Below are 22,390 nucleotides of genomic sequence, written 5' to 3' on the forward strand. Positions count from 1 at the left end.
GCACTAAAGGCAACACATTGCAGGAATACTAAACAATCCCCGCACTCAGCGTCAACAATTTTATTGCACTTAAACCCGCAAAAATCAACATTGAACAACATTAAATGTTACAAATAAAACAATAAAAAAACATTAAGCTCATGTATTAGAAGGGTTTATTCTAAAAATTCAAAAATAAAAAAATATAGAAAATAAAATAACACCCTGATTGTTGGATCAAAATACGCAACAAACAAACCCGAAACAACCGTACCCTTTAAAAAAACAAACAAAAAACAAAAATAAATACAATAAAATCATCAACATAAATCCAAAAAACCCCACAAAAACACAGAGTTAATTTAGTGTAAACAAAAAAACAATGATAAAAATAGGTAAACACATAGACTTAAATACCAATTTAAGAAACAAAAATTAAACATAGGTACAAAAAAAGGGCTAAAAAACACTTAAGAGGCTATTTTTCAAACAGAAATGCATTTATTGAATTAAACAGATCAATAGAATTCCGAAAACAGAGCAACTGATATATTCAAGTCAATGTGCTAAATAGGTTTGTGAGAGGCTAGATGTACAGAAATAGAGGGCTGTTAAGCACAGCATTTAGTGAAAGACATAAAAAAGCCTCGCATGGCGAGGCTTTTATTTTTATCAGTTAGATCAGCAAATTAGAAGCTGATGCTGTAACCTGCAAAGATCTCACGACCGATGTGAGCTGAGTGATAGATTGAGTAATCAATGTAATTACCGTTATCATCATAGTTCACGTCTTTATCAAACAAGTTACGTGCACCTAAAGTGAACGTACCGTAGTTTTCAGTGAAATACTTCATGTTTAGGTTATGTGTAACGAACGTTGGAATGTTATCTTCGTACGCTTTCACTGGTACTAGCTCACCATCACGTACTTCAGCTTTAACATATTCAGTTTCGTACGTATCAGCAACGATATCTGTAGTCCAGTTAATCGCCACATTATCAAGCGTGTAGTTTACTGTGAACTGTGAACGCCATTCTGGTTGAGCCGGAGCACTTTTCTCGTTGCCAGTTGGGCCAGAGAAGTATACGTCTTCACCTACTTCAGTCAGTAACGTTGTTACCTTCTTGAACTTAAACTCACCAAAACTTGTGTCTAGCTTGTAAGAAAGGTCAATATCAAAACCTTTACGAGACATGAAAGAGCCGTTTGCGTAAAGTGTTTTAACTTTACCATCTACAGCACCATTGGCATCACGCTGAATATCAACTTTAGGGAATTTAGTCGTGATTTCGTCTAGCTTGCCTGCGTTCTCGATGTAAATTAGATCTTGAACAGTGATTAAAGAAACCACGTTTTCAATTTCAAGTTCGAAGTAATCAACTTTAACAGACACATCTTCGAAGCCAGAGTAAACAACACCTAGGTTAACGTAAGTTGACTCTTCAGGACCTAAGTCTTTGTTACCTTGTCTTAACTCTTCAAAACCACGTTGTTTACACTCTGAAGCGGCAGTGCCTTGCTGTGCACAAAGTACATAATCAGTTGCTTGTGGCGCACCTTCAGAGTCAGTTGCATTCAACTCTTTAAGCGTTGGTGCACGGAAGCCTTCTGAGTAAGAACCACGGATAAGTAGATCATCCATTGGGCGATACTCAACTTTAATACTTGGGTTGCCTACGCTACCAAAATCACTGTAATCGTCGTAACGGTATGCCGCACTTACAGTTAGATTATCAAGTACAGGGATATACATCTCATAGAAGAACGCCGTTACATCACGCTCACCTAGACCTGAACTACCAGCGCTACCACCGATAAGCTTTGCTTCACTTTGCGCATCGTACTTAGACTCAAGTACTTCTTCGAAATACTCACCGCCTACGTAGTGGCTGATCATACCAGCAGGTAGCTCACCAAATTCAAAACCAAGACCTGCGAAGAAGTGATCTAGCTCACTTTGGTTCTCAGTATACGTTGTCGCACGCATGTTATCGATACCTTCTTCAGAGCCCATATCGATACCATTTTGCTGGTTATATGCAAGGCCTGAGTAGCTTAGGTAATAACGACCAGCTGTACGATAGTCTAGCTTAGCTTTGTGATAAGATACTTCCCACTCAGCTGTATCGCCGAACATACCTTTAAGACCTAATAGGTAGTCTTGCTGATAGTCTGTTACTTCACCATCACGGTTACCAAGTTGGTACCAACGGAATTGACCGTTTACCACTTCATCAGTTGGGTTATGCTCATTGTCAGCAGCCATACCTCTCCAAGATGCCGCTGGCGGTGCATAACGACCGAAAGAATCATTTCGGCTAAACATACCACGTGCATATAGCTCTAAATCATCAGTAAGCTCATATGTTAAGCTTGTCATGATTGAGTCACGTTTAGTTGATGCAGAGTTTGCTGAAACGTCAGCAAATGCGTAACCACAAACTTCACCCTTGCCAATACCACCTAGGCTTGAACCTTGATCAAGTACGCCAACAAAACCAGGAACTGTTTCTTTTAGCTCATTACATTTAGGCGAAGCTAGGTAGCCATCAGGGCCTTTTACCGTCGCACCGAAGTAGCTAATACCAGTTGTTTCATCATAGATTGAGATTTTGCCATCGCCATTTGTGTCTTCCATTGTTGCTGACGTATAAGGACGATCACGGTCGAAAATCTCACCACGCTGTTGGTGGTCATATACAAATGTAATGTTACCTTTGTCAGAGCTCACACCAAATGAAAGAGACATCTGCTTAGTGTCACCACCTTGTGCTTCTGGGCGACCTACTTGGATGTCAAACGTTGCACCTTCGAAATCTTTCTTAAGGATAACGTTGATTACACCCGCAATCGCATCAGAACCGTAAATAGCTGATGCGCCGTCTTTTAAGATTTCAATACGCTCTACCGCAGCCATTGGGATTGAGCTTAGGTTTGCACCGCCGCCATTTAACGATGGAGAACCACCTAAACGCTTACCGTCTACTAAAACTAGAGTACGACCAGCACCAGCGCCTAAAAGGCTTACTGTGTTTTGAGATTGCGCGCTGCTACCTGACGATGGCGTGATTGAGCCAAAGCTGTTAGATGTAACGCTTTGTAGTGCTTCTGCAACAGATACACGACCTTGGCTTTCAAATTCAGCAGTTGAGATTACTTCAACAGGGCTTGCACCTTCCATATCAACACGCTTGATACGTGAGCCAGTTACTTCGATACGTTCTACTTTTTCTGCGCCTTCTGCAGCCACTGCATTCGTCGCAAATGCAGCTGAAGAAGCAGCACCAAATGCTAATGCAATACGCACAGCCTTAGTTACTTTAGTGTTCAACATGAGATTCTCCCTGGGCTTACCACAATGCAGTAAGCTTGAGTTTTATAAGTCTTTATTTCTGGCTCTAGTGGCCGGTTTTAAAAATTCGGCATGGATACTAATCGGGACTCATGTTAAACGTCAAACAAGAGGGAGTTAACACTCACTAACAACTATGAAACACAAAAGCATCTATTTTTAATAAGGTTTTGAAGTTAATAAACACTTACTACAATATGAATTAAATTATTAATTAAATTCACAGACAGGATGTACAATAAAAAACCAACTTTTATTCTGAATAAAAAAAGCAAGCAACAATCGCGTTAATAAAAATATTTTTACTTTTGGTTTAAGTGGGCAAAAATTAACCCGACGGCTCGGTTCAATACAAAAAATTTGCACAATTAGGTGTTGGCATTTACATCACAGTAAACGCAATTTTATCGATTGACTATCTGGTGTACGGTAAAATCTCGAATATTACAAAGCGATAAAAAATCGCTTCCTGACGTTTACAAATCGAGGGAACGTTGACCGGCCAAGTTGATGGCATTTTCATCTATATTCGGCAACATTCTATAAATAGGTAAAATCTGCTTTTCTATATAGTGGGTATAATCTAGCTGCTTAATATCTTCCACAAAAAGCTGTGGGCCTGATTGGCTAATATAGTATGCAATTTGACTGCCCTTCCCTAGGCCATTCACAAGCCCTAAACGCGTTGCTTCTTTCGCTGCGCGCACGTGGGGAGGAATATTTTTGACATAAGCATCGAGTGACTTACCCAAACGCTTTTTGTAAATCAACTTTTCATCGGCTTGTCCCGATGTGATCAAATTAATGTAGTGCTCTGTAATATCTGTGACATTTTTTCCATCAAATAACGCTCTGATTAACGCTTGTTGATATTCTTTTGCAATGCTCGTCCAATCACTGCGTACAGTCTCCATCCCTTTAAATATCAACTCTGGTTGACCATTTCGTTCAATTTGACCTACATAACGCTTCTTCGAGCCTGTTTCTTGACCTCGGATCGTGGGCATAAAAAATGGGCTGTAATGTGTTTCAAATTCAATCTCTAAAAAACTCTGAAGGTTATAATTTTCGCTAAGTTCACAAGCCCAACGCTGATTAATTTTAGTCATCAACATTTTGCCAATACCTTGGCAAGCTTCACCATTTAAAGCATCATTGACTTTAACAAACGTTGAATCTGTATCGCCGTAAATCACCTCATATCCCATCTCTTCAATCCAGCGACGAGTCATTTGCATAATTTCATGCCCTCGCATGGTGATCGAGCTCGATAACCTCGGGTCATAAAAACGACACCCTTTGGAACCTAATACACCATACAAGCTATTCATGATAATTTTGATCGCTTGCTGTAACATATGCTCTCCTTCAAGCTTAGCTTGATGACGAGCCTCCCAAAGCTGTGCAACCAACTGGGGAAGATGATGGTATTCTCGAGAAAATAACCCCTTATTAAAGCCTGGAATTGCACTGGCCTCATCTCTGCCACCTTCAATAAGCCCCATGGGATCAATGCAGAAGGAGCGTATGATTGATGGATATAGACTTTTAAAATCGAGCACTAAGACGTTTTGATATAAACCTGGCTTAGAGTCCATCACATAGCCGCCGGGGCTATCAAAGTTTAACCCATGCTCACCCAAGTTTGGCGCAATATAGCCACTGCGATGAAGTAGAGGTAAATATAGGTTCGTAAAAGCCGCCACAGAGCCGCCCATACGCTCTAGTTCCAAGCCCGTCAATCGGGTTCTCGCAATCGCAAAATCAAGTAACGACTGCTGCTGAAATATATCCCAAACCAATTGGCAATCTTCTAGATTATATTTTGCCAAGCTCAGTTTATCTTCATGGAATTGCCTGATGATTTCTTCTAAACGATTATCTTGACTGATTAACTTGTCACGACCAAGTACTTCTTTGGCTACAAAACTCAACTTAAATGTTTCAAAGTGATAGGTCGCATTTTTCATCGTATCAATACCATCTATCACTACTCGACCAGGTATCAGCACACGAGTGAAATTGCCACTGGAGACATGCATCGCTTCACCATCACGGCCAATATCTAGAGTGACACCCAAAGCTTGCGCACGCTCGTGCAGCACGACACAATCGAAATCAATGACATTCCAACCAATTAACACATCGGGGTCTAACTGTACAATTAATGCACACAACTTACGTAATAGTGCTATTTCATCTTCAACCCAAATGATATTAATGTCACTTGGCTGTGGAGCGCCTATCATGATCACAGTTTTATCTTGATCAGACACCAGACCTACTGAAAATAAGACACCATCCCCACTACATTCAATATCCAACGACAGCATATTTAAATGAGGCACAAATATAGGGTGAGCTTTTAACTTAGCGCTATGCAACTCGAGATAGCCATCACGCTGTAAGGGTTGGCCTGTTACCCAAACACCTCCTTTGATATATCGTTCCATTAAATATCTGTCGGCATGGCGGATATCTTCTTCATACATAGACACCTGCCCATTCAATACCTCTTTAGCGGTATAAAAGTCACTTAAACTTGAAAAGTAAAGAGCACATACTGCTGCTTGGTCAAAATGCTTAAGTGGCACATCAGTCAGATGAAACTGGCAACCAGCCTGCTCTAAGCTATGTTTTACTCGTCCTTGATCGACACGCTTGATAAAAAATACGCACTTTTCATGTTCAATAAATGCTTTAATCACACCTTGATGTGTCTTCAACCAATAGCACAAGCGGATCTTGCCTTTATTTGAAGTTTGTTGCCGTGACAAAATAAAGCCCGGATATACTGCTTGTGCCAATTGTGAACCCCGCCTAAAATACACCCCTGTAATTATATCCATACTTTTTTGCTTAGGCGATCCACATGTTGTCAGACTCATTAAAAAAAACCGTACGTCATGCCCATCAAAATATCGCCCAGCAACTAGAGGACTACCGCCCTCGCAGCAGTCAAAATTATCTCGTAGCAGAAATAGCAAAAACACTTGCAGGTGAATACCACAAATCACAACGTATCTGTGTCATTGAAGCTGGCACCGGTACTGGTAAGTCATTGGCATATTGCTTAGGCGCACTGCCTTTAGCACTAGCAAAAAAGAAAAAGCTCGTTATTTCTACCGCAACCGTAGCGTTACAAGAACAGTTAATTGAAAAAGAATTACCTTTTTTCAAAGAGCATAGCGGCATCGACTTTAAGTTTGATTTAGTGAAAGGTCGTCAGCGCTATATTTGCGTACAAAAACTCATGGCCGCCGTCAATCAAGATGATATGCAAATGTCCCTTGTTCCGACCACATCCTCACCGCTGACTGATATGGAGCAAAAATGCCTTCAGACGCTGGCCAATGCATATCAAAATAAACAATGGGCGGGTGATCGTGATAGCTGGGAAGATACCATTCCCGACAAAGTATGGAACCTCATTGCCTGCGACAAACATGCCTGTCAGCGTCAGATGAAATCACATCATTTATGCCCGTTCCATATGGCTAGACAAAAAATCGCACAAATGGATGTATTGGTTATTAATCACGCCCTGCTACTCGCTGATTTAGAACTGGGTGGCGGCACGATATTGCCTGAGCCTGAAGATACGTTTTACGTAATTGATGAAGCACACCATTTACCGCATATAACACGAGACTTTTCATCCGCCGCAGCCACCATTAAAGGCACTATTGAATGGCTTGAAAAACTATTAAAATTTAGCGGAAAAATGGCTAACACGATTGTCTCTCAAAAAGCCATTGGACAAAACTTCAAACTCAATGATGCAGCAAATGACGCCAGCAAGTGTCTGAGAACTGTGCGAGACAGTTTAGATCAAGCGGATTTCGAATATAATGACAACGATACGTACCGATTTATAAACGGAGATGTACCTGAGACACTCACCACTCAAGCAAAAGACATTGCAGATGCAACACTCGATGCACTCAGAGCTCTCAATAAAATGCATGAGGCATTAACAACCGATGTCTCAGATGGTGATGTGCAGGCATTTTTAGCTGATCCACTTTTAGTAGAGAGTGGCCAATATATTAACCGACTAGAGCAGCTAAACAAGTTATGGTTTAGCTATGCCGCCAAAGGCGAAAGCACGCCACATGCACGTTGGATAAAACGCATGGAATATAAAAGCCATCATGACCACTTGCTATGTGACTGCCCTATCGAGGTCGGGTTTTATCTAAAAGACAAGCTATGGCGAGAATGTGCAGGTGCCGTACTTTGCTCTGCGACACTCACAGCCCTTGGCAGCTTTGACCACTTTTCTAGGGAAAGTGGGTTAACTGGCGAAGACGGTGTGAAATTCATCAAGGCTGACTCTCCGTTTGCGTATCAGCAACAAGCGACTTTACATTTACCTAAAACGACCGTTGAACCGACAGACAAAACATTCAGTGACTTTTTAGCCGAAGCACTGCCGCAATACCTAGATAAAAAGAAGGCAAACTTAGTATTGTTTGCTTCTTACTGGCAAATGGACCACGTTGTTACAGCCCTAAGAAAAAAGAAACTTAACATTCTAGTACAAGGCGAAATGTCACGTGAGGCTTTACTCAGTCGTCACAAAGCTGCTATCGACATAGGAGCCGGCAGTATTTTGTTTGGAACGCAAAGCCTATCGGAAGGGCTAGACCTGCCAGGAAAGTATCTAGAAAACTTAGTTATTACCAAAATCCCTTTTGCAGTGCCAACCTCACCTGTTGAAGAAGCACAAGCTGAGTTTATTCAATCAAAAGGCGGAAATCCGTTTTTATCTATTACTGTACCTGATGCTGCAAAGAAATTAGTACAAAGCTGTGGTAGACTGCTGCGCAAGGAAACTGATTCTGGTCGCATTACAATACTTGATAGGCGTCTTGTAACCAAACGTTACGGAAAAGCCATGCTTGATACGCTGCCACCCTTTGCTAGACAAATAGATTAAGAATGCTAGAACTCGCTTTTGACCCACTCACATGGGCGCTTTTATGTGCAGTTGCTTTGGCAGCTGGTTTTATTGATGCCGTCGCTGGTGGTGGAGGCATGCTAACTGTACCTGCACTTTTAACTGCGGGGTTGCCGCCTCATGTGACACTGGGTACCAATAAATTAGCTGCCAGTTTCGGGTCGCTAACTGCCAGTTTTACCTATTATAAAAAGCAGCTATTTAATCCACGCTTTTGGGCAGCTTCTACACTCGCAACGGCCATAGGAGCAATCCTGGGAACACTGCTCGTAGACAAGTTGAGTATTGAGTTTTTAAATAAACTCCTGCCGATTATCATCATCATCGTCGCATTGTACAGCCTGTTCGGTAGCCTCAGCTCCACTGAATTAAACACCTTGCCAAAGAAAACTCGTATGTTAAAGGTAAAACAGTGGCTACAAGGTTTGTCATTGGGCTTTTTTGATGGCTTAGCAGGCCCGGGCACAGGCACATTTTGGACCGCCTCAAATAGTTTGCTGTACAAAATGAGTTTACTGCTAAACTGTGGCCTAGCGCGCTCAATGAACTTTGTGTCCAATTTTATTTCCCTGATCACATTCGTTGCACTAGGGCATGTAAACTTTTTATTAGGGATCACCATGGGCGCATTTCTTATGCTCGGTGCTTGGATTGGTGCCCATTCAGCCATAAAATTTGGCAGTAAACTAATAAAGCCTATATTTAACACTGTAGTAATCATTTTGGCTGGTAAGCTAATTTTTGAGGCATATATATCATGAGCCGAGCACTCAGTAAGCTCAACAGCAAACTTGAACAATTAGCGACTCAGGCCCACCAGTTTGATAATGCCAAGTGGTTTGATAAAAACCGTTATATACAAAACCAACCTAGTTTATTCGATAGTCATTTGTTTCATACTAAAAGCCTCTTGCTTCGCGATTATGTAGACGAAATTAAGCTCACACTTAAAAACCTTCCCCCAGAGCAAAATCGCCATGCCTATCAATTTGCCGTAGAGCAAGTGGGCGAGCAAATGCAAGCCATTATTAAAGTACTCAAGTCTACACCTGTATGGGCAAAAGAAAATAAACTCAGCCAACCTAAAAAAGCCAAGGTATATAAAAAAGCAGTGCAACGCATTATGCAATCATCCCATGAATTGTATCAGGAGCTCTCTCAAAACCATGAGTTTGAACGTCGACTGCAAGAGATGATTGATATACGCCGTGCACAACTAGACGGCGCAAGCGCTGAGCAAAATACTAAACTTAACGCCGAAATTTTAGCACTGCACACCCGCTTAGGGCGCTGCCGAAAAGCCATCTCTGCCACCGAAGAGAAAATACAACAACTCGAAAAACAAGGTAATCGCTAACGTGCTGTTTTTTGACTCTATTTACAGCAAACTCGAACTCCCTCCCAAACACCGTTTTCCTATATCTAAATATGAAAAGCTCACAGCACGTATTGCAGCGACAGAACTGGGGCAATATATTAAGCCGGTGAGCAGGAAAGCTTCAATAGCGCAACTCATTCGCTGCCATAGTGAAGACTATATCCACGCATTTTGCACAGGAGCAATGAGCCAAATTGACATCAAGCGTATGGGTTTCCCGTGGTCTAAGCAATTGGTTGAGCGCACACTCATTTCTGTCGGAGCCAGTATTGAAGCTGCACAGTATGCATTGGCACATGGCTTCTCAGCTAACTTAGCTGGGGGTTATCATCACGCATTTGCAGATAGAGCTAGCGGATTTTGTATCTTCAACGACTTGGCTGTTGCGGCGTGTGAGTTAATTGACACACAATTGGCAGATAATGTATTAATCTTAGATTGTGATGTACACCAAGGGGATGGCACTGCCGCTATTTTGCAATCACGCAGTGATGTGATCACCTGCTCTATCCACTGTGAACAAAATTTCCCAAGGCTCAAAGAGGTCTCAGATTACGATTTTGCCCTGCCCTCAGGCACAAAAGACAGTCAATATTTGGCCACCTTGATACAGGCCTTAGAACTGTGCGTACGCCTTCATCAACCTGATATTATTTTATATAATGCTGGCGCTGACATATTCCACAAAGACGAATTAGGTCACTTTAATATATCACTACAAGGCGTTTTAGAACGCGAGCAGATCATTTTAGACTTTTGCTATCATCACAAAATCCCTTTGATGTGTTCTCTGGGCGGTGGTTATCAACGAGATATTGATAGTTTGGTCTCGGTACACCAACAACTTTTCAATGCCCTAGCCTCATCCCACTTTCTCACCAAATAAGTTTTTTGTATTTACGTGCGGTTTGTATTTATACAGATAAATAACTTGTTGTTAAGTCGCGCAGACAACTTTTATGATATAGACTTTACATTGTATTCGAGGAGGAATTGACACTATGAAACTGCATGATGATTTACACAATTATTATGAAAAAGTGATGATAGAGCAAATCTTAGAACGCAAATTAAATGAAAAATATGACGATAATGTCATGGCTGATTTCTGCTGTACCGTACTCAACCAATTACCCGCCCGGTATATTCGATATGATGTCGATATGGAGTTTTATTTACCCCAGTCTGAGCGACAACAAATGGAGGAGCGTGTTAAAGTGGCGATAGACGTTGCCATAAAGCAAGTATCCAAAAAGAGACAATTTAACGAATGAACAAACCCTCCTCACTAGACCAAGCCCCACTGCATGTAAAACTCGCTGTTGATTTAATAATGTTATTAGAGCAAAACCAAGTGTCCCCTCAACAAGTCTTAGATGCGCTGGAAATAGTCAAACAAGATTTCCAACACAAAGTCGATTCCGAAGTAGAGTAAAAAATCAAAAAACAACATTAATTATACATTTGGTCATAATATCGCGATAAGGTGTGTTTATCGTGTGTAAATACGCGCTTTGATAATGCTATATCGCCAATAACAAGGAATATTATGACCAACAAAATAATTCATTCAGCACTTTTGCTAAGCTGTATTACTTTTAACACAAGTATAAAAGCAAATGACTTTGCCGCACTCAACGAGGCCCTCCCACCGAGTTATGTGATTAATAACACTGAGCCTGTTTTTGACTTTGACGGCGATGGCTGTTTTCCCAGTGCTGGAATAAGTCGAACTGGACAACAAAACGCTGGCCTGAACACATCTGGCTCATTGGGAGGCAGTTGTCGTGATAGGGAGTTTCTTTCAACATCAAATACGGTGCACAGGTATGCCTGTAAAGTGACCAGTGTCGGGCAATTCTGTGCCCATTTTTATGCTTTATATTTTAAAAAAGATCAGATTATTCCATTTCTAGGAGGCGGACATCGCCATGATTGGGAGTATGCTGCTATCTGGACCTTAGATGGCATTGTCACACATGGTAGCTACAGTGCCCATGGAAGCCTGTATACAAAGCCTGCAAACCAACTGCCTTTTGAAAATGGACATTTAAAAATTGTTTACCATAAAGATGGCTTGCTTACGCACGCATTTAGATTTGCCAAGCGCAATGAAGTGGCTGAGAATAACTATGGGTACTTTGTAACACCACCTATCGTTAGCTGGTACCATATGGAGGGAGATGGAGTAAATAATCAAGCTCTACGTGACAAATTGAATACCTATGATTACGATTCTGCTACTTTGCCTGTCAAAGACAGTCGCTTTTTACTCAACCTAAATCGTTTCAAACCTGATGGTTACCCTACTTTTTCAACGCAAGATATTTAAACAGTGAAAAGGGCTTGCACCAGCCCTTTACGCGCCGCACTTTACGCACTATGAAGTAAACACTGCCCTGCCATCATCAGTTTATACTGCGCAAAAAATCGGCTATCCAACTCAGACTCATAGGGGCACACAAAATAAGCGATATCATCTCTTAATGGCGCGCCCGCAAGGTGTTTACCATCTTCCCAATATAACACCGCGTGCTTTACTAATTCTTCCAGATAAGTATGGTCCCACTGATAATGCGCATAACCATGATGGTCAGACAGGTAAGGAGAGTAATCTTGTTCACACAAGACGCTGGTAACACCATTTTTATGATCTGCAAATGCATGTGCATCTTGCTCAGCGGTTTTTGGATCGACAAAATAAGCAATGTCTCGGCGCGGAGGTATTGCCTGAGGTAGGCCAAATTTATCCCTTACCGCAGAACATTCCACAACAATCCAAGATACAAAATGAGCCCCAATTTGATGGTCCCACTTCAAAGCAACAAACATGAAGATACTCCTTCCAACAATATAAAAAACATCTAATTACGATTGCTTGTTTGTCCCTAAACCCGCCTTTTGAAAGCCCATGCCACTCCTTCGTAATACTTCATAACGACATAGCCTTTATTCCAAATGGCCGTTCCTAATCTATTTACAAGATTTTAGTCTAGCGCCTGACACAGTTACAGCTAAAGCGTCAACGACGAATATATTGTTTAACCTATATCAAACTATCAGCAGTTTGCTGAATAACACTGTCTCTGGGTGTTAGATTTTTGCACACAGCCCAAAGCCCTAAATAAACTTCGACCATGTTCTATTCGGTATTTAGGCTAAAAAACACATATTTCAAACAATGAAAAATTGTTACAGCTTATTGCAAAAGTGCAATCAATCGCCTTAAAACAGCAGTTTATCGCGCGTCGAAAGCATGGCTACTTTTTTGGTACTGGCACTTTTTCGCTCAGTCGTTACACTCCATCATGTACAGTTAAACTTGGATGTTGTGATGAATTTAACACGCAGTTCCCTCAAAAACCCCGCCAGTGTCATCGTTATACTGGCACTTGTTCTGGTATTTGGATTATTAAGTATTTTTAAGCTCCCAATACAACTGACACCTGATATTGAGCAACCTCAAATCACAATATTTTCCGGTTGGCGCCAAGCCGCACCTGAAGAAATTGAGTCGGTAATAATCGAACCTTTGGAGAATGCGGTTAAAAACACACCAGGTGCACTTGAAGTAAATACTACGATTAACCGCGGAAATGGCTCTATATCACTGACTTTTGCTATCGGCACTGATATGCAACAGGCCATGCTGGATGTACTCACTAACCTCAATCAAGCTCCACCACTCCCTCTGGATGCAATTGACCCCGTGGTATCTGCTGGCGGTGGTTTTGGTGGTGGGGGCATCGCCGCTGCAGCCACTTTGCTCGTCACACCACTTGAGGCCGGCGAGCAAGGCTTGAGTCTAGATATGGCCCAATACCAAAAGCAAATAGATGAAATCATTGAGCCTAGATTATCTCAAATTCAAGGGGTTTCTCGTGTAGATCTGGCTAGTGAGCGCTCAAAGGAGCTACGTGTCACCTTTGATCCACATAAAGCGTCAGCGCTAGGCATTAGCATCAATCAAATTAGGCAAACATTACGCGCCTCTCAAGATACCTCAGCGGGCCTCGCCAATGTGGGACGCAGACAGTATACAGTGCGCTTCACAGGCCAATATGATTTACAAGATATGTTACAAATGCGCGTCGGCTACTCAGGTGAAAGGCCTATATATCTTGGAGACATTGCCACGGTAAAAGAGACCTTTTCTGACCGTTTGGGTATGAGTGGCAGAAATGGGCAACCCGCCTATTATATTCGCGTAGGACGAATCAATGAAGCCAATACCGTAGCGCTATTGGATGAGATTAACATTGCAATAAATGAGCTTAATGCGGGCCCATTGAAGGAAGCAGGGTTAAGTATAGAGCTCAGTTACGACGCCTCAGTACACATTCGTAACGCCTTGCTGCTGGTTAAAAGTAATTTGGGTTTAGGGGTACTCTTGTCCTGTATTATTTTGTGGCTATTCTTTCGTGGTATAAAAACAACGCTGATCATCGCCGCCACCATACCCGTATCATTAATGGTGGCTTTCTTGGCTTTAAATATCTTTGATCGCAGCATTAACGTTATTTCACTGGCGGGCTTAGCATTTGCGGTCGGTTTAGTATTAGATGCCGCTATCATAGTACAAGAGAACATCGCGCGGCTAAAATCTAACGGTTTTGATAACCACAAAGCCTCGCTCAAAGGGGCCACACAAGTCGCAGGGGCACTGTTTGCATCTACAGCGACCAGTGTAGCCATATTCTTACCTATCTTGTTTATGGCAGGTATTGAAGGGCAACTATTTTCAGACTTAGCGTTAACATTATCCATTGCCGTGATCGCCTCCTTGCTAAGCGCCCTCACAATCATTCCCATAGCGAATCGCTATATTCCTGACAGCAAAGCAAAAAAAGACCCATATCAAGCATACTGGAAAAAGTTAACCAATTTTATCATGCAACTGACCAACACCAAGCTCAAACAAGTCTCTTGGATCGTTGGCTTATTGGGGAGCTCATTACTCATCACAGTCACCATGCTGCCTAAAACAGACTTTATGCCTCAAGCACCCACTGATGGTTTTTTCTTTTCCCTCATTACACCGCCAGGCGGGAATGTAAACTATATGGAAGAGGAGTTGTTAAAGCGGGTCAAAGCGCGACTTATGCCTCACTACACAGGAGAAAAGCAACCAGGTATCAAAGATTTCAATTTTTATCTATTCGGCACGAATGCAGGCGGCTTTATTTATTCTGCAGATCCACAGAGAGTAGAAGAGCTAATGAAAGTCACCCGAGAAGAAATCTTAGTAGACCTGCCTGATACTCAAGTTTTCCTCTTTAGAGGCTCTATGATCCAAGTTTCCAATGGCGGAGATGGACGAAATATAGATATCGAGATCACAGGTCCTAATATGGATGACCTCATCTCAGGCGCACAAGTGGCATTAACGGCGGTTAAGGAGGCTCTGCCCGAGGCAACAGCGCAACCCCAACCTCGATTAGATATGGCCGAGCCAGAATTAAGGTTGCATCCAAATGATCGCCGAATCACTCAAGCAGGCCTCACCCGCCAAGACGTTTCTCAAGCTGTACAAGCTTTTACAGGGGGATTATTCGTCAACGAATACTTCAATGGCAATGACCGTATGAATGTGATTTTACGCGCCACCAGCTGGGATTCACCCGAGGCATTAAAAGCTTTGCCTATCGTCACACCAGACTCAGGTATTCAAACCGTCGGGGAGCTTGCACATGTCGAACGCACAGTCGGGCCAAGTCAGTTGCGCCGAGTCAATGGTCGTAGAACGGTCAGTGTTGTGGTCACGCCACCGGCTGATATGTCACTTGAACAAGCACAACAAATTTTGCTGTCGCAAGTTATTCCTAAAGTCAAAGCCACATTACCTGAAAATGCAGGGGTTATCCTATCGGGCAATGCACAAAAAATGAATTCGGCCATTCAAGAGATGGCAATCAATTTCGTCTTAGCCTTATTCATCTTGTTTTTATTAATGAGTGCACTATTTAAATCTGCTAAAGACAGTCTATTAGTGCTTTTGGTGATGCCATTAGCTGCTGCGGGCGGCGTTATCGCTTTGTTTGTTCTTAACTTATTTACTTTTCAATCCCTCGACTTGCTCACAATGATTGGCTTTATCATATTACTCGGATTAGTGGTGAATAATGCCATTTTACTTGTCGACCAAACTCGTGTTGCCGAAGCTTCCGGCATGCTTAGACAAGCGGCGGTTCGACAGGCCGTATTAATGCGCGCAAGGCCTGTGTATTTAAGCACATTAACCAGCCTTTTTGGCATGCTACCGCTGACATTAGTGCCAGGCGTTGGTGCTGAGATATACCGCGGTTTAGCCACTGTGATCGTAGGTGGTATGGCAATAAGTGCCCTGTTCACCTTGATATTGATGCCTAGCTTGCTGCAACTTGGTCGAGGAAAGCAACCGAAAGTTAAGCAAAATGATAATTCAAAACCTTCTCTAAATTTAGTGTCAAATCAATAAGGAATTAGCAATGCGTAAAACATCTTTAACTGTGACATTATTTTCCTTGGCTTTGGCATGCAACTCGCTATTGTTTAGCGCAACCAGCCGTGCAGCGCTGCCTGTTACTGTAGAAGCGGTGACAGAGGCCCCGTTGACCAGCTCACTGGCAGTCAGTGGCACCCTCTTTGGCAAGCAAGATGTTGTGATTACAGCAGGGCTCGCTGGGCGTCTGCTCTTTGTTGCAGAGCCTGGACAGCGAGTAGAACAAGGAGAGGTGCTCATTCGAATGGACACCTTACCTTTAGAGCTTGAACAAGCTCGCCAGCAAGAAATGCTCAAACGTGCACAAATCAATTTGAGATTCCACCAGCAAGAACTGACCCGATTGAAAAAACTTGCTAAGACTAACAGTGCTGCGGCGACTCAAGTTGATAGCGTGCAAAATCAACATGATCTGGCGTTATCTGATATCGCATTAGCTCAAATTGAACTGAACGTCATCGCAGATCAATTATCTCGGGCGACAATAACAGCACCTTTCACCGGTGTTGTCAGTGAGCGATTTAAACGCGCAGGTAGAGAAGTCAGCCGAGCTAGTGAATTGCTGAACTTTGTTGATAATCATAATTTAGAAGCAAGGCTATATGTCCCAGTAAAATATTTACATTATCTCAAGCAGGGAATTGTTTTGCCTTTTCAAACTGGTGACTTGAACAACCCAGTTACAAGCTCAGCAACAATTAGCCGTGTTATCCCCGCTACGGATCCTCGCTCACAAACGGTCGAAGTCAGAGCCGATTTGCCCACAGACCACAAGCAAATTTATGCGGTTGGACAGCTTGTTGATGTCACCGTACCACTGCAATCCAATCAACCCGTTTTATTGGTTAACCGTGATGCGCTCATCATTCGGCAAAACGGGATCCATATCGTCAAAGTTGACCATGACAACACTGTTCAGCAAATACCAGTCCAAGTTGGTAAAGGCGAAGGCACATTTGTCGAGGTCAAAGCCATAGATAACACACGTCAACTTAATATTGGCGATCAAATCGCGGTAAGGGGTGCTGAACGTTTAACAGATGGGCAGGAAGTTGACGTACAGGCCCGCCATTAATTGACAGATTACTAGCCCAATGAGCTTGCTTATGGATGAGTAAGCCTCATTTTTATATACATAAAAATCATAAGTTTAATAAAATTTAATAGTAAGGAAACTTGAATTTAAGTAAGTTTAATTGGCACTTTCAACCTGTCTTTTACAAGCTACTCCAACAACGAATAACGGAGTAGAAAACATGCTAACAAACAAAATTTTGATAAAAACACAGGTAAGCTTGCTCGTAGCTGGTACACTCGGGATCTGTGCAAATGCACCAGCTGCCAATGCCAAGACACCTCAAGTCATGTTTGATGACTTTAGCTATCGAAAATTTGAAGATGCACAAGAGAATGGTTGGCAAATTCGCGAAGAAGTGGGCCATCCGGGCATTAAAAACGCGACCTGGTGGAAAGAAGGTATTACATTCCACCCAGACCCTCTCAATCAAAGCAATACCGTAATGCGTATTACTTCAAAAACCGATGGCACAGCTGAGAATACTCGCCATACACAAATCTGCCACAACCGTAAATACAAAGAAGGTACATACGCCGCAAGAGTTTACTTTAATGATGCCCCACAATATGGGCCCGATGGTGATGCGGTTATCCAAACCTTCTACGCCATTAGCCCCTTGAAAGCGCCTATGGATAAAAACTATAGCGAAATGGATTTCGAATACTTGCCTAACGGCGGTTGGGGTACTGAGCGTCTTGCCTTGTTTGCCACTTCTTGGGAAACTTTTCAGTTAACGCCTTGGACCAAAGTAAACGCATACGACTATCATATTGAGTCTTTGCAAGGCTGGAACACGCTGGTTCTTCAAGTCGCCGACAATACACTGAAGTACTACGTCAATGGCCACTTATTTGCTAAACATGGTGCAGATGTTTATCCCGAGGTGCCTATGTCCATTAACTTCAATCAATGGTTTGATCCAAATAAATTGGTTCAATCGACCCATATGCGTCAATACTATCAAGATGTAGACTGGGTATATTTTGCTAAAGATCAAGTAATTGAGCCTACAACTGTGGTTCAAGCAGTTGAGCAACTCAGAAAACAAAAGGTGGCCCAACGCGATACTGTGCCTGATTGGAAACCAAAGCAACCTGACTACTGTAGCCTTTAATTAATCGTATGAATGGGCACTTGAGCAAACCACGCCTGCACCCGCGCAATTAGTTGAGGACTATCCGCTTGGTGCGCAATATCAAGTGCCTGCTGTGCCATAGAATGCGCACGGCCCTTTTCCCCCAACTCTCGATACATGTCAGCCTGTGCTAACAATACCCAAATTTGATTGGGGCTGGCATTGCTTTCGTTGGCAACTTGCATCGCTTTACTAAAATAATGTTTTGCTTCATTTATCTCTTGCTGTGCAATGGCTATTTTTGCCAACTCGATCAATGCCGCTGTCTGGCCATAGCGACCACGAAAGCTTTGATGATACTCAAGCGCAGCTAATAACCACCTTGTTGCTTCACTATATTGCCCTTGCAAGCGCTTGATTTTACCAAGCTCCTCATAAGAGTATGCGATAAACAGCTTATCTTGACTAGATTGGGCTAACCCCTTTGCTTTCGCAATATACTGCTCGGCCAAATCTAACTCTTGTTGCCTATTTTCTCCTTGTGGCCAATGTATTAATAAATAGCCTATCAACAAATTGGCGCGTAAATGTTCTTTTTGACTCACAGAGTTGTCTACTAGTAACAAACTCCCCTGAAGCAGACTAATTGCCTGCTCCAACTGAAAGGTGTTTGCCAAACTTCCTGCCAAGTATCGTCTTGCGGCTAGCATATTCGGTTGCTCTACTAGCGCACTGCGAAACAGTGCGATAGCATCTTCATAATCTCGCTGTAAAAATGCATTCACCCCTTTGGCAAAGGCTTGATTGCTAAATGCACCATGGTAAGACGCAGTAGCTGTTATTTCTTGCTGCTGATACTTTTCGGCTAATACGCTTACTAGCTGGTTTAATGCATCTTCGACACTTTGGGATAATATTACCCCTTGTTGCGGGCCATACGTTGAATGGAGAGTGTAGTGTAATTGTAAGTCTTCAGGGTAACCGGTCAGTCGAGTTTGGACCACGAGCTGAACATCCAATTTTTGCTGCAATTTAAATATTTTCCCCGACAGAGGGCGTGCACCTCGAGTATCAAGCTCCTGAAGGTACTCTATCGCTAATAATACATCATCGGTGTTACTCACTGATAAGGTTGTTTGCTGAGCAAGCGTGCGTGTTAATTGATCCATGCCTTGAATCGGCACCCATTCATGCAGCTTATCTGGCATGTTGTTTTCAACTGGTAAAAACGCCACACGGGGCAATTGCTGCAAATTAGATTTGCCTGAGATAAAGTAAGCTAATCCTGCTACTAATATCAGAATTAAAAAACCAAGCGTCACCATTGGCATCGTCATAAACTGTTTAAACTGAGCTGGCTGTTTAGTTGCTTCAACCTCTGCGACCCAGCGATATCCAATTTTAGGGAAGGTTTTAATCGTATTGGCCCCAAGCATATCCCTGATCTCTTTAATCGACTGAACTAACACTTGGTCTTGCACAACGACATCACACCAAACATTGTCTAATAATTCTTGTTTGGTGACTACACGGTCTGGGTTTTCGACTAACAAGGTGAGTACTTGCAGCGTTTTGGCTCGTATATCAAGTCGTTGTTGTGTACCTTGGGTATAAATCACCCCACGGACCAGGTCGACTTCCTTGTTATCAATTTTAAAGCGCATGATTTAATACCATTGATTCAGTCTTCGTAGACACCTAATCATAACCATCTGTTTTAAATGTAGTTTGCCCTAATGTGTATGTGTACTCAAGTATCATAAGACAATCTTCTGGGGTAACTTAGGGAATAAAATTCATGCCAACGCACATAAATTTTAGCGCATGATATCTAAACGTCACAAAGTTAACCTTTGTGCTACATTTAATGCTGAATTGTCCCAATGCATCGCTCTGTTTTTCAAACTGAGTGACTTTAAACACTTGCATAAAATGTAAAATATTTATGTAAATCGCAGATTTAACTATCTGCTTTGCAGCACAGTCGCAGTAGTTGTTTTATAGGAGTAGTCGTCTGCCAAAGTAGGCTTAACCATCAAGGCTAAGGAAAAACTATGACACATTACACATTTGGCAAAGAGATCACGGATAAACCCCTCCCAACAAAAGTCAAAGTTGCCATTGTCGGCGCTGGCATGTCTGGTCTATACAGTGCTTGGCGATTACAGCAAGAAGCCCAAGTACAAGATCTTGCTATATTTGAGCGTTCTAATCGAACTGGTGGACGCTTAGATTCCGATCTACTTGAATTCAATAATTTACGTTCGGAACATCCTAAAACAATTACCGTCAAAGAAGAGCAAGGTGGTATGCGATTCCTATTTGATGGAATGGATGATCTCATGGCGCTGTTTTTAAAACTGAACTTACAAAACGACATCGTTCCATTTCCTATGAATAGCGGCGGAAACAATCGACTATTCTTTCGCGGTGAGAGCTTTAGTGTTGAAGATGCTCAACAAGATAACTACGCCATTTGGTCTCACTTATACAATCTTGATCAATCAGAGCAAGGTGTGAACCCCAAAGACATCGTCAACGTCGTCTTCAATCGTATTTTAGAAGCCAACCCTCAGTTTCAACAACGTCCTGAAGTCAGAGGCCCAGAGTTTTGGCAGGCTTTTAGGTTGGAGTGCAAATGGCAAGGACAAACGCTGAATGAGTGGACACTGTGGGATCTCTATACCGACATGGGTTATTCACAAGAGTGTATTAATATGCTCTACCGAGTACTTGGTTTCAATGGTACATTTTTATCACAAATGAACGCAGGTGTGGCATATCAGCTGTTAGAAGACTTCCCAGCCAATGTACAATTTAAAACGTTTAAAGATGGCTTTAGCACCTTACCTAATAAGTTGGTTGAAGAAGTTGGCACTGACAACATTCACTTACAGACTAGCATTGAAGAGATTGACTACGCAGAAGAGTCTGGACTGTACTCCCTTCATTATAGCCACACAGATGAACACGGCCGAACACACAAAGGCATTGTACAAGCTGAAAAAGTCATATTAGGTTTACCACGACTTGCGCTTGAAAAGCTGTTTGTTCGCTCTAATGCATTTAACCAACTCGACAAAGATAAATCTGAGCAACTTTGGAACACTCTGCAATCCGCCAGTAATCAGCCGCTGCTAAAAATTAACCTATATTATGACTCAGCGTGGTGGGGTCGCGGTACCACTGGTAGGCCCGCAGTTGAGTTTGGCCCCAACTTTGCCGATTTACCCACAGGCTCTGTTTATCCCTTCTATGCGGTAAATGATGAATTGGCTGCAGCACTGATGTACCAAGAACGTTCGACACACCCATCTAAAGATGTTCAAGCCAAGCTGGACCGTATCGGCAACGAAAAATATGAGCGACCTGCCGCATTAACCATCTATTGTGATTACTTGAATATCAACTTCTGGAGCAACTTGCAAAATATTGGCGAGACTTACCATCACCCGAATCAAAGTCACTATGTCCAAGATATCCCTGATGATATCTATCCAGCGTCGACAGCAGTTGTGGCTCAGGCAACAAAATTCTTTAAAGAGATATTTAATACTCACTATGTACCTGAGCCTATCCTAACCAGTGCTCGTATTTGGGAAGGCAGCACTAAATTTGATATTCCTGCAAGCCGACAATTCGGTTTCGGTGTTCACCAATGGGCAGTGGGTGCCAATGATAAAGAAGTAATGGAAACACTCAGTGAGCCATTGCCAAACCTATATACCTGTGGTGAAGCATTCTCTGATTATCAGGGCTGGGTTGAAGGTGCATTGCGCTCTACTGATTTAGCACTAGAAAAAAGCTTTGGTTTGAAACCATTTAGCCAAGTGTATTTTGAAAATACCAACATCCATGCAGCGGATGCAATCAAAGCGATTTACGAGGAAAACTCCAGTAAGCTCATCAACCAATATATAGAAACTAACTTCTCAGCAAATACGGCACCGATTGACCGTACTCAAGACTTTGATAGCGTCATTGGCGTTGATCTCTGCTACTTCGACACAAAGTGATAACTATCACCAAAGTGAGCGGCTATGCATTTGCACAGCCGCTTTTTGGCCAATAAAACGAAGAGTC

The 22,390-nt window shown here is 42.4% G+C and carries 15 protein-coding genes; 11 read left to right on the forward strand and 4 right to left on the reverse strand.

Translation table 11 applies throughout. The annotated features are described in order from the left end of the window. Positions 1–668: 668 nt before the first annotated feature. On the reverse strand, positions 669–3,314 hold the full coding sequence (locus S4054249_RS16105; protein WP_046354688.1) for a TonB-dependent receptor: 2,646 nt from the start codon (positions 3,312–3,314) through the stop codon (positions 669–671). A 494-nt stretch (positions 3,315–3,808) separates the two neighbouring features. Then, the gene (locus tag S4054249_RS16110; protein ID WP_230851866.1) at positions 3,809–6,181 is read right to left on the reverse strand and encodes a DNA polymerase II; all 2,373 of its coding nucleotides are present in this window, start codon (positions 6,179–6,181) and stop codon (positions 3,809–3,811) included. A gap of 23 nt (positions 6,182–6,204) precedes the next feature. Here S4054249_RS16110 and dinG point away from each other — a divergent pair, with 23 nt between their 5' ends. From dinG to S4054249_RS16140, 7 genes are all read left to right on the forward strand, one after another. Then, positions 6,205–8,274 carry an ATP-dependent DNA helicase DinG gene (gene dinG / locus S4054249_RS16115; protein WP_046354687.1) on the forward strand — a complete coding sequence of 690 codons (2,070 nt, stop codon included), beginning with the start codon at positions 6,205–6,207 and terminating at the stop codon, positions 8,272–8,274. Between the two features lie 2 nt (positions 8,275–8,276). Continuing rightward, positions 8,277–9,056: a sulfite exporter TauE/SafE family protein gene (locus tag S4054249_RS16120; RefSeq protein WP_046354686.1), complete on the forward strand. Its 780-nt coding sequence runs from the start codon at positions 8,277–8,279 to the stop codon at positions 9,054–9,056. After that, positions 9,053–9,652, forward strand: a complete 600-nt coding sequence (locus S4054249_RS16125; protein WP_046354685.1) for a primosomal replication protein — start codon at positions 9,053–9,055, stop codon at positions 9,650–9,652. The genes S4054249_RS16120 and S4054249_RS16125 overlap by 4 nt, the downstream gene beginning before the upstream one ends. Position 9,653: 1 nt before the next feature. Beyond that, positions 9,654–10,559 carry a histone deacetylase family protein gene (locus S4054249_RS16130; RefSeq protein WP_046354684.1) on the forward strand — a complete coding sequence of 302 codons (906 nt, stop codon included), beginning with the start codon at positions 9,654–9,656 and terminating at the stop codon, positions 10,557–10,559. A 115-nt stretch (positions 10,560–10,674) separates the two neighbouring features. Continuing rightward, on the forward strand, positions 10,675–10,947 hold the full coding sequence (locus S4054249_RS16135; protein ID WP_046354683.1) for a late competence development ComFB family protein: 273 nt from the start codon (positions 10,675–10,677) through the stop codon (positions 10,945–10,947). Then, positions 10,944–11,108, forward strand: a complete 165-nt coding sequence (gene rsmS, locus S4054249_RS26075; protein ID WP_080928279.1) for a pleiotropic regulatory protein RsmS — start codon at positions 10,944–10,946, stop codon at positions 11,106–11,108. The genes S4054249_RS16135 and rsmS overlap by 4 nt, the downstream gene beginning before the upstream one ends. A gap of 114 nt (positions 11,109–11,222) precedes the next feature. Next, positions 11,223–12,005 carry an NPP1 family protein gene (locus S4054249_RS16140; protein WP_046354682.1) on the forward strand — a complete coding sequence of 261 codons (783 nt, stop codon included), beginning with the start codon at positions 11,223–11,225 and terminating at the stop codon, positions 12,003–12,005. A gap of 41 nt (positions 12,006–12,046) precedes the next feature. Here the strand turns inward: S4054249_RS16140 and S4054249_RS16145 are convergent, their stop codons facing one another. After that, positions 12,047–12,505, reverse strand: coding sequence for a hypothetical protein (locus S4054249_RS16145; protein ID WP_046354681.1), 459 nt, complete (start codon positions 12,503–12,505; stop codon positions 12,047–12,049). Between the two features lie 502 nt (positions 12,506–13,007). On the opposite strand from S4054249_RS16145, the gene S4054249_RS16150 reads away from it, so the two are divergent. The 3 genes from S4054249_RS16150 to S4054249_RS16160 all read left to right on the forward strand — a co-directional run bounded on the left by S4054249_RS16150 (position 13,008) and on the right by S4054249_RS16160 (position 18,346). Continuing rightward, positions 13,008–16,130, forward strand: coding sequence for an efflux RND transporter permease subunit (locus tag S4054249_RS16150; protein ID WP_046354680.1), 3,123 nt, complete (start codon positions 13,008–13,010; stop codon positions 16,128–16,130). A gap of 10 nt (positions 16,131–16,140) precedes the next feature. Beyond that, positions 16,141–17,229, forward strand: a complete 1,089-nt coding sequence (locus S4054249_RS16155; RefSeq protein WP_046354679.1) for an efflux RND transporter periplasmic adaptor subunit — start codon at positions 16,141–16,143, stop codon at positions 17,227–17,229. Between the two features lie 181 nt (positions 17,230–17,410). Then, complete coding sequence (locus S4054249_RS16160; protein ID WP_046354678.1) at positions 17,411–18,346, forward strand: glycoside hydrolase family 16 protein; 936 nt, start codon at positions 17,411–17,413, stop codon at positions 18,344–18,346. Here S4054249_RS16160 and S4054249_RS16165 read toward each other — a convergent pair. Then, a complete protein-coding gene (locus S4054249_RS16165) occupies positions 18,343–19,971 on the reverse strand; it encodes a tetratricopeptide repeat protein (protein WP_046354677.1) in 1,629 nt (542 codons plus the stop codon). The two genes, S4054249_RS16160 and S4054249_RS16165, sit on opposite strands and share 4 nt — an antisense overlap. Positions 19,972–20,361: 390 nt before the next feature. Here S4054249_RS16165 and S4054249_RS16170 point away from each other — a divergent pair, with 390 nt between their 5' ends. Further along, the gene (locus S4054249_RS16170) at positions 20,362–22,323 is read left to right on the forward strand and encodes an FAD-dependent L-amino acid oxidase (RefSeq protein ID WP_046354676.1); all 1,962 of its coding nucleotides are present in this window, start codon (positions 20,362–20,364) and stop codon (positions 22,321–22,323) included. The last annotated feature ends 67 nt before the right edge of the window (positions 22,324–22,390 follow it).

Source organism: Pseudoalteromonas luteoviolacea (assembly GCF_001750165.1).
Taxonomy (GTDB): domain Bacteria; phylum Pseudomonadota; class Gammaproteobacteria; order Enterobacterales; family Alteromonadaceae; genus Pseudoalteromonas; species Pseudoalteromonas luteoviolacea_G.